Below are 10,904 nucleotides of genomic sequence, written 5' to 3'. Positions count from 1 at the left end.
ATCGTCGCCTGGTTCTGACGGCTTATGTTCTCCATCTTGATCATCATCGCCTGGTTTTGACGGCTTATGTTCTCCACCTTCGTCATCGCCATCACCTGGTTTTGATGGTTTATGCTCTCCGCCTTGGTCACCATCGCCCGGGCTTGAAGGCTTGTCATCTCCACCTTCGTCATCACCATCGCCTGGTTCTGATGGCTTGTTTTCTCCGCCTTCGTCATCATCATCGCCGGGTCTTGTTGGTTTGTGATCTCCACCTTCGTCATCATCATCGGATTCTGAAGCTGAGCCACCTTCATTTGGTTTATCTGGTTCTTCAGACTCTGATCCTTCATCTCCTTGATTATTATGATGATCATTTATATCTTCATCTTTTTGCGGCTTGTCCCCATTTGTTTCTTCGTGAGGTGTCGTAGGTTTATTATTTTCCTCATCTGTATTTGAGTGACCATGATGCTCTGTAGATCCGTCATTGTCATTCGTTTCAGATTGATCTGATGAATTTGATTCATGATTGTCATTTTCACCAGTAGTATTGAGGTCTCCTTCATCAGCATTATGATTGTCTTCCTCTGCTTCATTACCTTCTGGATGGTGACTTTCTTCGTTATAAGCTGATGATTCATCTGATGGAGAATTATCAGTTTGATTCATTTCATCGTTCTCAATAGAACTATCAGATGCTGGAGAAGTTTGATCTGTGTCATATTGAGGCATTTCCTCTTCTGAATGATTTCCTTTTTGATTTGTCATCGTTGGTTGGTTTTCTTCAGAGGTTGCAGTTTCTTCTATATCTTCTACTGTTTCTTGATTCTCGTCAGATGAATAATCATTTTGTGATTTTGAGTTTGGTGTATTGATAGCAGCTATATTGGCTTCAGTTTCTTCTGAATTGGAATTTGTCTCTAAATGAGTTTCTGCTATTTCACGTCCAGCTTCATTTTCTTCATTATATAATGGGCGATTTACGCTATCAGTATTCATATTCTCATTATGATTTTCTACAGGGACTTCATTTGCTGAAGTATTGTCGTTATTTGCTGAATAGGTATCGTTTTCCGTATGTGGCGGACCTTGAACATTATTTTGCGCGTGTGACTGATCAGCTGCGTAAGTCGTTTCTGTCATAAATGTTGTGCTTAAAATGACTGCTGCACTGCTTAAAACAAATTTACCTTTATGATTAAACTGCAAAATGTCACCTCCTCATTTCTTTCTTATTGATTCATGGCTATTATATAAAATATTGTGGTATTTTGCATCCTTATCACCAATTTGATACCCATCATTTTTTAAAATAAATAAGTTGAAGCATTTCTATTTACTTTTGGAGGTATACTAATTATACTAAGCATTAGAAAAAATAAATTTTTGGGAGGAATCAACAAAATGGGTTTATTTAACAACTCTAATAAAGACCTTAAAACATTCCAAGATGCAGTAGAAGCACGTCGTTCAATTTATGATTTAGAAAAAGAAGTTTCAATTTCAGATGATGAAATTAAATCTATCATTGAACACACAGTTAAACACGTACCTTCTGCATTCAACTCACAATCTACACGTATCGTATTACTCTTAAATGATAATCACGAAAAATTCTGGGACATCACTAAAGAAGAATTGAAAAAACAATGGACCCAGATCGTGATTTCCAACCTACTTCTGATAAAATTGATAACTTCAAACATTCACACGGTACAGTGTTATTCTTTGAAGATCAAGACGTTATAGAAGGATTAAAAGCACAAATGCCATTATATGCTGATAACTTCGAAACTTGGGCAAACCAAACTAATGGTATGCACCAATTCGCAATTTGGACAGAATTCGCAATCGAAGGTATCGGTGCAACAATCCAACACTACAATCCACTTGTAGATGAACGCGTATTTGAAACATACGGTGTACCTAAATCATGGAAACTTTTAGGTCAAATGCCATTTGGTAACGTGCGTGAAGAAGCACCAGAAAAAGAATTTAACGATTTAGACGAACGCTTCATCGTTAAAGACTAATTCTTTTCAACAAATTAATATATTAGAGATGAATCATGGGTAGCACTTCTTAAAATAAGGAGTGCTACCTTTTTTATGCTTTAAAGTTCTTATCTTTTGCTTCAATGGTATATTTTCTATACATTAATGATAATACATCATTCAAAAATGGAGGTTGTGTCCATGAAACTACAAATATTTCAATTTGAAGTGAAACCTGCAGATGTGAATGCGAACGAACAACTAATAGCACACTACTTTGAAAAATATGTCACTGAGGATACTGATTGTGTGGTGCTGCCAGAGATGTGGAATAATGGATATGCACTTGACCAACTTGAAACATTGGCAGATCATAATTTACAACGCAGTCTACCCTTCATTTCCAAATTAGCACAGCGTTATCAAGTCGACGTCATCGCTGGTTCTGTATCTAATAAAATAGAAGACAACGTTTATAATACTGCTTTTTCAGTAAATAAAGAAGGACAATTAATATCTACATACAATAAGGTACACTTAGTTCCCATGTTGGATGAACCAACCTATTTAACAGGTGGCCACCAGGTCCCTGAACCCTATGCACTTACGCATAACACACAAGTCGCTCAAATTATCTGCTATGACTTAAGATTTCCTGAATTATTGCGTTATCCTGCACGTAATAATGCACAAATTGCCTTTTACGTCGCTCAATGGCCTTCAGCAAGAGCGCATCACTGGCGTGCATTACTTCAAGCCCGTGCCATAGAAAATGATATGTTCGTGGTTGGTGCTAATGGGTGTGGTAATGATGGCAAAACACAATATGCAGGACACTCTATGGTCATTAATCCTAATGGTGAAATCATCGGAGAATTGGGCGATCAAGCAGATGTGTTAACTGTAGACATTGATGTAGAAGAAGTAACCAAACAACGTCAAAGCATTCCCGTTTTCGATAATCTGAAATTAGATTTATATAAATAAGAACCTAATGGACAATAATTGGATTCAAACAAAAAATTAAGCCGTGAGCTTGGGAGGGACTCACGGCTTTTTATTTATTAAGGGAATGTTTTTACAGTTATTTTTTCTATTTTTTGGGGATGTTTTTAATTATGAAAAATATTTAGTGAATTTACCGATTATTAATCAATTGAATGATGTTTACGATAGCTTACAAAATAATACTCCGCCTCTGTTTTAGGCTTTATACAATGACACTTGGTTTTTGCTGAGTTACAATAAATGCTTCAACTTATTGGGACATAAAAATTAAGCAAATTTTTTCACAGTATCGAGAATCCATTTAACAAGACCACCGACTGTTTCAACGATATCTTTAGTCATGTGATAGACCTCCTTTGTTTATAATCAAAGGGTAACAAACGTAATCCATAGGTCACTTCAAAGGAAGTATCGTAGAAGTGCATGGCCGATTTATAAAATAACTACTCAAACTTTTATAAATCTTGTTTGGGAATAATCAACCTGCTGTCGTTGATTATTGTTTACCTCTTTGTAATACAACCTTATTAAAACACGGAATTTAACATTCATGTGCGATAATACCTAACTCGAAAATTTTCATTCTAAAGTGTAAACCAAAATATGTTAAAATGATTTTACTAATACGAATTGAACAGTTAGGCACTCAAAATAAACATCCGAGCAATTAAAATCACAAATATTGTTTTAAATTGTATACTATGGGCAAGGAGAGAAGCATATGACAACTATTATTGATAATTATATTGATCGTTTTGCGAATTATCTGCAAGAGCGAAACAATTTAGACCGCATTGCCTACCTAAAAGTACGATTAGGTTTGCAAGTGGTAGTGAGTAATATTATTAAATTAGTTGTCACTTATGGTATTTCTTTCCTATGTGGTTTATTTTTTTACACACTTACCACACACTTGAGTTATTTTGTAATTAGGCAGTATGCCCACGGAGCACATGCTAAATCATCGATTCAATGTCATGTGCTGAATTTATTACTATTTGTTTTATTACCTTGGTTAATTGTGTATACTCAAATTAGTCAAGTTATAATGTTCATAGTTGCAGTTTTTAGTTTTATTATTTTATGTATTTACGCACCTAGCGAAACTAAGAAACAACCGATTCCACAGAGTATAGTTAAGGATTTGAAGATAAAAACGATTGTTGTCTCCTTAATAGTCATCGCAATCTCATTTTTATTCCCTGATCCTTATCCACAACTCATTTACACAGGTGTTTTTCTTATAGCAGTTTCACAATTACCAATTTTTTCTACTAAGGAGGACGTTTATTTATGAAATTAGTTAATCTTTTACTCAGTTCAACAACAAGCTTTTTACAAATGGTTGGAAATAGACAAAAAGCGAAAACTTGCACAGTTTTATACGATGAACCAGAAGTACCTAAAGAACTTACTCAAGAATTAGAAAAATAAAGCAATCATAGAAAGTGTGTAAAAATTGGAGATATTATCTGCTTTTGTAACATTATTCGTACAATTTGTAATCATATTTGTATTAATGAAAATACTAAATAACTTTCATTATACTGTAAGGGATTATCTTGCCATGATTGGTATTTTAATCCCTTCTGGTATTTTATATATCTTTATTGAGGAATACACTATTTTATTCTTGATAGTTGCAGGAGGTATATTTGCATATCAAAAAAATAAATATATGGGTATCACTTCGCTTATTATTGCTTTAGTAATATCATATGTTACTAATTTAATAGCAACATCAATTAATATTATCATCACTAGATTTATTGATAGAACTGAAAATCAAGGTATGCTTATATACTTAGTTTTATTTATTATCATTAGTGTTATCATTGCGTATACCCTAACCTACTTTATCAAGCAACTTTCAGGTTCTTATCTATCTTTAAGTAAAAAGTACTTGATTTTTCTCAGTACTTTCTTGCTCATTTCATTTATTGTTTCTTATTTAATCATGCCTTCTGAAATAGCTTACAGCAGATTTGCAGAAGTTACGATTATTACTGTCGTGCTCTTCGCATTTGTTGCTATCGCTATTATCAGTTTTTCTTTCATTTTGTTACGGCAAATTCAGTATAAAAATAATATGGAAGAAATTGAAAGTTACTACAAATATACGTTACAAATTGAAAATATTAATCATGAGATGCGCAAATTCCGTCACGACTATGTCAACATTCTGACGACATTATCTGAATTTATTCGAGATGATGATATGCCTGGTTTACGGGAATATTTTAATAAAGAAATTATGCCTATCCAGGATAGTCTGCAGACTAAATCCATCAAGATTAATGGTATAGATAATTTAAAAGTACGTGAGATCAAAGGTTTAGTGACGACTAAAATTTTACAAGCACAAGAGAAAAATATACGAATAAGTATCGAAGTGCCTGAACACATTGACCATATCGACATGAATACAATCAGTCTGAGCCGTATCATCGGTATTATTATTGATAATGCGATTGAAGCTTCTGAAAAAGTGGAAGATGATCCTAATATCATCATCGCTTTCATCAAAGCAGAAGCGTCTATCTACTTTGTCGTTATGAATAAATGTGCACCTGATACACCTCAAGTCCACCACCTATTCAAAGAAAGATATTCTACAAAAGGTGAAAATCGAGGATTAGGTCTCGCCACATTGAAAGAAATTACCGACACAACATCTAATGTTTTACTCGATACCGTAATCGATAATGTCTATTTCGTACAAAAAGTCGAAATATTAGATACTGAAGCATAAGGACGTGATGAAGTGAAAATCTATATTTGTGAAGACGATCCAAAACAATTAGAAAATCTAAAAACGATCATTAGCAATTACATTATGATTGAAGAAAAAGAAATGGAAATCGAACTTGCGACAGATGATCCTGAGGCTATACTTGAACACGCGAAGGATACGGATGAAATCGGTTGTTATTTCTTAGACATTCAATTAAACGCTGAAATGAATGGTATGAAACTAGCTACAGAGTTAAGAAAAGTGGATCCTGTTGGCAATATTATCTTTGTCACAAGTCACTCCGAACTTACATACCTGACGTTTATTTATAAAGTTGCTGCAATGGACTTCATTTTCAAAGATGATCCAGAAGAAATTAAAACCCGCGTCATCGATTGTTTAAAAACAGCTGAAACACGTCTAAAATTATTATCACAGGAAAGCAGTGTTGAAACGATTGAACTTAAACGTGGTAGCAATTCGCTCTATGTACAATATGATGACGTGATGTTTTTCGAATCATCTAGTAAATCCCATCGTCTTATTGCGCATTTAGATAACCGTCAAATCGAGTTCTACGGTAGTTTGAAAGAATTAAGTAAAATCGATCAACGTTTCTTTAGATGTCATAATAGCTTTGTCATCAATCGTCATAACATTGAATCCATCGATTCTAAAACACGTACGGTCAACTTTAAAAACGGTGAATGTTGTTATGCTTCTGTACGCAATATCAAAAAAATTTAACACTTACACACTTAAAAAGCGTAGTCACTGGTATATCTCCCATCCAGTCACTACGCTTTCTTTTGTTCTACTATTGATCTAAGGCTTGATTGACTTCTTCTAACGTTGGAATACTTTCTATCGCCCCGTGTTGTGTCGTCATTTTTGCCGCCACAAAGTTACTAAATTTAAGTATTTGTTCTCCTTGGGATTTTAATATCTCGATTACATCGTGCGTTTCCGTCGCTAATAAACGACTGATGACTGCCCCGATGAAGGCGTCACCCGCACCTGTTGTATCTACAGGTGTCACTTGAAAGCCTTGATGTGAAAGTGTTGTGCCATCCTTCAAATAAATGGTTGCGCCTGCTGCACCTTTTGTGAAGATCACTGCTTCTACATGACCTTGAAATAGCCACTGAATCGCTTGCGCTTCATCTTCTATACCTGTGACGAAGTTTAATTCTTCATCAGAAATTTTAACGACATGCGCTTTCGGAATAAATTGTTGAATGGTCTTTCTGCATGCATCTTCATCTTCCCATAATGGTAAGCGTACGTTAGGGTCGAACACGATCGTACCGCCCACTTGATGTATTTGATCAATGATTTCCTCGTGTGCAGCTTTCATTTTACTTTCTACCAAATCTACCGAACAAAAATGAAGGATATCTTCCTCAGTTAATTTGATTTCATTGATTTGAGATGGATCATACAGCATATCGGCTGAAGGTTTACGGTAAAATGAAAAATCGCGTTCTCCATCTGCTGTTAAACTGACGAAGGCTAAGGCGGTATTTGCTTCTTCTGTACGTTCGATGTATTGAGTATTCACACCAATCGACTGCAATGTCTCCACGATTAAATCGCCAAATGCGTCTTCTCCGAGCTGTGTCACCAATGCCGCTTCACCACCTAATTTTCGTGTGGTTGCCGCTACATTACAAGGTGCGCCGCCAACTCTACGTGTAAAGCCTTGCACATCCTTTAATTTAATATCAGTCTCATTCGGAATAAAATCAATTAATGCTTCACCTATTGCGAATAATCTTCTCATACGTCTCAACCTTTCAATTCGTATTTCGTAAACTTGAGATACGCTTGACCTGACTCAGTAGATGCTTTAATTCCAGTTGCTCCTTCTGGTGGGAAAATGCGTGACGTCAACACGCGTTCACCATCATTACAGAAAATCTCAATACTAGAAGTATCGACAAATATTTGTAGTTGTGTAAGTGGCGTAATAAGTCGTGTTGTGCGACGCGTACCATCTACAGGTTGTGGTAACGGACCACTTTCAGATCGATCTAACACGATGTCCTGTGTACGTGTATGATATTCAATGACCGTCGTTGCTGTTTTAGAAGTACGCAGTTCAAAATAGATTGCAGTCGCTTCATTATCCAACACATCTATTAACATCTCATATTGTTTACCTTCGTAAGGATGTAATTGGCGCTGGAATTTATTCGCATAACCGAGCGCTGTCTCTTCATTCGTACGTAAGTGCTGTAACGCTTGAATTGGGCGCTGTTTTAAGATGCCATTTTCTACAGAGAGTTCACGAGGCAGTGTGAGACAATGTGCCCAACCCTCTTCATCTGTTGGATATTGGGTATCTGGTAAGCCCATCCATCCAATTAGGATACGTTGGCCCGCTTTACCTTCGAATGTCTGTGGTACATAAAAATCAAAGCCAGCATCTAATTCTGTGAAATCACCATGTTGCATGACTTGATTTTCAATATCGAATTGACCCATGAGATAACCGGATTGATAAATATTTTTGAAATGGTCCCCTTCAGCTTCGATACCTTGAGGACAAAACATGATGATATCGTGCTCATCTACTCTAAAATAATCCGGACATTCCCACATATAACCAAACTGAGCTAAATCTGTTTCAACTTGGCCTTCAAACGTCCAATGTATGGCATCTTCACTGCGATAAAGTAATAAGCAACCTTCTTCTTGAACCGTCTGGGCGCCAATCACCGCATAAAGCGCACCATTGTGATGAAACACTTTTGGATCACGGAAGTGTTGGGTATAACCTTCAGGTGGTGCAGCAATCACCGGTTTAGGAAATTTATGTATCGTGCCATCTGTTTCCACTTTTGCCAACATTTGACTCGCATGACGTTGCCAATCCTCATCTCGATGATTAGCGGTATACATGTAGTATATTTGCCCATCAAATAGGAATGCACTACCACTATAAACGCCGTGACTATCGTATTGAGTATCAGGTTTTAATATAGATCCTTGTGGCGTAAAGTGAATTAAATCTGCACTTGTATAGTGATACCAATATTTCAACCCATGCACAGCACCTAGGGGAAACCATTGATGTGATACATGGTACGTCCCGTTCGCGTAAATCAAACCATTGGGATCATTCAATAAGCCGGTTTCAGGCTGTATGTGAAACGTTTGTCGGTATGGGGATTGATTCACTGTAGATTTTAAGTCGATTAATGCTTCGGTTGAAACATCTTCGTAGCGTTGATAACGTTCCTCTCTTGTCCATTCTCTCATGACACAACGTGCCTCCATTTTTATTTTAAAATTAGTTTAACATGTTTCGTGTATGGATGGTATCGGTTCCATCTATACGTTGTCGGTTTCTAATGTCACATCTATTTCTATGTGTGCTTTAATCGTATTACCTTGTATACATTCTGCAAGTTGACGCATTGCAACTTCTCCCGCTTCTTTATAATGATAGTGTACCGTATGGATTGCGGGTGATACCACTTCTGTCATGGGATCGCCACCAAAACCAATAATGTGTGGCTTGGGCTCTTGTTTCGTATTTTGCATCGTATATTTGTGGATAGCTAAAGCGATTGTATCCGTCGCACCGATAATCGCTTCTGTTTCCTCATGGCTCTGATTGAATGTTGCTGACACATCATCTAACGCCTCTTCATACTTAAATGATGTTTCTGTATAGCGGTAGTCAATATGATGTGTCTTTAATACATCCAACAAGCCTTGCTTTCGAATTTGACCGACAGCAACGTCTGTTTCTGGAACCCCAAAGAAGTGAACAGACTGTGTGCCTTGATTGACGATTGCTTCACCGACAAGGCGTCCAGCTTTGTAGTCATTATGCGTAATGCAATACAAATTCTTATCTTCTTGGCCTAACACGATGACGGGTACATCAATTTCATCAATCACTTTGAGATGAGCTTCTGTCAGCTCCGTCGCCATAAAGATGATGCCATCAACCTTACTTCGATTGAACATTTTTAATGCATCGAGTTCAAGCTGAGGGTCTATATTGGTGTTGTTTAGTAATAACTGATAACCCAATGCGTCACATCTTGCTTTGACACCTTTAATCGTATCGTCGACCGCAAATGAATTCATGCGTGGGATAATAGCACCAATCATCTTCGTACGATTGGCTCTCAAGCTTTGCGCAAATTGATTTGGCTGATAATTATAAGTTGAAATAATGCGGTCCAACTTCGCTTTTGTCTGTTGGCTGATGGGGCCATTATTTAAATAACGTGAGACTGTACTCTTTGAAACACCAGCTATTTTAGCAATGTCAGCAATCGTTTTCATTCCATTTCACTTCATCTTTCTTTGGGATACAACAATTACTGCTATTCTATCATATGTCGTGGCATGCGCCTATGTAAATTATGGCAATCTCGTGCTGGAAACTGGATTTAATTCACGGGATGAGTGTGTTCAAACCTCCTAATTGGCGGTTTATTTTCCCTAATAAAAAAGCTAGCTCCTACTGAGAAGCTAGCTTTGTGTTCATTTATTTTGATAGTTGCGCATAAAGAATAATAATGACTGTAGCTCGATGCCTAAATCAATGTGATGTACATGTACTTCTTCAGGTGCTACAACTCTTGACGGCGTAAAGTTTAAGATTCCTTTCACGCCTGCTTCAACTAATTGATCGGTTACTGTTTGCGCTGCATTTTCCGGTGTTGTGAGCACCACGATATCAATATTTTCATCACGTAATGTTTCTGCCATATCACGCATATCTTTGACTTTGATATCACCCACGGTTTGACCGATAATATCGTCTCTAATATCGAATGCTTCAGTAATCGTTAATTCATCATGAATTGAAAAATTGTATGTGAGTAATGCTTTTCCCAAGTTACCGACACCCACGATAGCAATTTTAATTTCATCGTTATCACTAATTTCTTTTTTAAAAAAATGTAGTAAACTATCTATATTATAACCGTAGCCTTTTTTCCCTAATTCACCAAAATATGAAAAATCACGTCTAATCGTTGCTGAATCTATATTTAATCCTGCACTAATTGTTTTAGAATTCACACGTTCAATCCCTTTAGATTTCAACGTGTTTATAAATCGGTAATAAAGCGGTAATCTCTTTAACGTAGCGCGAGGAATTTTTTCATTATGAGTTGTCACAACTCGTACCCCCAGACTAATATGCTTTTCTAAGATAA

10 protein-coding genes and 2 pseudogenes are annotated in these 10,904 nt (G+C 36.5%); 6 read left to right on the top strand and 6 right to left on the bottom strand.

Going from position 1 to position 10,904, the window contains the following annotated elements; all coding sequences use genetic code 11:
• A pseudogene (locus tag APS80_RS07440) lies at window positions 1–1,191 on the bottom strand (hypothetical protein); the annotation flags it as partial.
• A gap of 195 nt (window positions 1,192–1,386) precedes the next feature.
• Here APS80_RS07440 and APS80_RS07435 point away from each other — a divergent pair.
• Both APS80_RS07435 and APS80_RS07430 read left to right on the top strand, forming a co-directional pair.
• Window positions 1,387–2,015 (top strand): annotated as a pseudogene (locus APS80_RS07435) (nitroreductase family protein).
• 162 nt (window positions 2,016–2,177) lie between these two features.
• A complete protein-coding gene (locus tag APS80_RS07430) occupies window positions 2,178–2,963 on the top strand; it encodes a carbon-nitrogen family hydrolase (protein WP_059107655.1) in 786 nt (261 codons plus the stop codon).
• A gap of 288 nt (window positions 2,964–3,251) precedes the next feature.
• Here APS80_RS07430 and APS80_RS11185 read toward each other — a convergent pair whose 3' ends face one another.
• Window positions 3,252–3,326, bottom strand: coding sequence for a delta-lysin family phenol-soluble modulin (locus tag APS80_RS11185; protein WP_103170786.1), 75 nt, complete (start codon window positions 3,324–3,326; stop codon window positions 3,252–3,254).
• Window positions 3,327–3,705: 379 nt separating this feature from the next.
• Between APS80_RS11185 and APS80_RS07425 the strand changes: the two genes are divergently transcribed.
• Genes APS80_RS07425 through agrA form a run of 4 tightly spaced genes read left to right on the top strand, consistent with a single transcriptional unit; the run spans window position 3,706 to window position 6,465 of the window.
• Window positions 3,706–4,281 carry an accessory gene regulator AgrB gene (locus tag APS80_RS07425; RefSeq protein WP_059107654.1) on the top strand — a complete coding sequence of 192 codons (576 nt, stop codon included), beginning with the start codon at window positions 3,706–3,708 and terminating at the stop codon, window positions 4,279–4,281.
• Window positions 4,278–4,418, top strand: a complete 141-nt coding sequence (gene agrD / locus APS80_RS10615) for a cyclic lactone autoinducer peptide AgrD (RefSeq protein ID WP_083498188.1) — start codon at window positions 4,278–4,280, stop codon at window positions 4,416–4,418. The genes APS80_RS07425 and agrD overlap by 4 nt, the downstream gene beginning before the upstream one ends.
• Before the next feature lie 25 nt (window positions 4,419–4,443).
• Window positions 4,444–5,736, top strand: coding sequence for a quorum-sensing sensor histidine kinase AgrC (gene agrC / locus APS80_RS11180; RefSeq protein WP_059107653.1), 1,293 nt, complete (start codon window positions 4,444–4,446; stop codon window positions 5,734–5,736).
• A 12-nt stretch (window positions 5,737–5,748) separates the two neighbouring features.
• A complete protein-coding gene (agrA, locus tag APS80_RS07415; protein ID WP_059107652.1) occupies window positions 5,749–6,465 on the top strand; it encodes a quorum-sensing response regulator AgrA in 717 nt (238 codons plus the stop codon).
• A gap of 70 nt (window positions 6,466–6,535) precedes the next feature.
• On the opposite strand, the gene APS80_RS07410 is transcribed toward agrA, so the two are convergent.
• From APS80_RS07410 to APS80_RS07395, 4 genes are all read right to left on the bottom strand, one after another.
• The gene (locus APS80_RS07410) at window positions 6,536–7,501 is read right to left on the bottom strand and encodes a carbohydrate kinase family protein (RefSeq protein ID WP_059107651.1); all 966 of its coding nucleotides are present in this window, start codon (window positions 7,499–7,501) and stop codon (window positions 6,536–6,538) included.
• 5 nt (window positions 7,502–7,506) lie between these two features.
• On the bottom strand, window positions 7,507–8,982 hold the full coding sequence (locus APS80_RS07405) for a sucrose-6-phosphate hydrolase (RefSeq protein ID WP_059107650.1): 1,476 nt from the start codon (window positions 8,980–8,982) through the stop codon (window positions 7,507–7,509).
• Between the two features lie 72 nt (window positions 8,983–9,054).
• Window positions 9,055–10,023: a LacI family DNA-binding transcriptional regulator gene (locus APS80_RS07400; RefSeq protein ID WP_059107649.1), complete on the bottom strand. Its 969-nt coding sequence runs from the start codon at window positions 10,021–10,023 to the stop codon at window positions 9,055–9,057.
• 201 nt (window positions 10,024–10,224) lie between these two features.
• Entirely contained in the window at window positions 10,225–10,866 is a 642-nt protein-coding gene (locus APS80_RS07395; protein WP_059107648.1) for a redox-sensing transcriptional repressor Rex, read from the bottom strand.
• Window positions 10,867–10,904: the final 38 nt, after the last annotated feature.

The sequence above is a fragment of the Staphylococcus auricularis genome (genome assembly GCF_001500315.1).
Classification (GTDB): Bacteria; Bacillota; Bacilli; order Staphylococcales; family Staphylococcaceae; genus Staphylococcus; species Staphylococcus auricularis.
The sequence above is the reverse complement of the archived record's forward strand: the minus strand, read 5'-3'. Positions and strand labels throughout refer to the sequence as shown.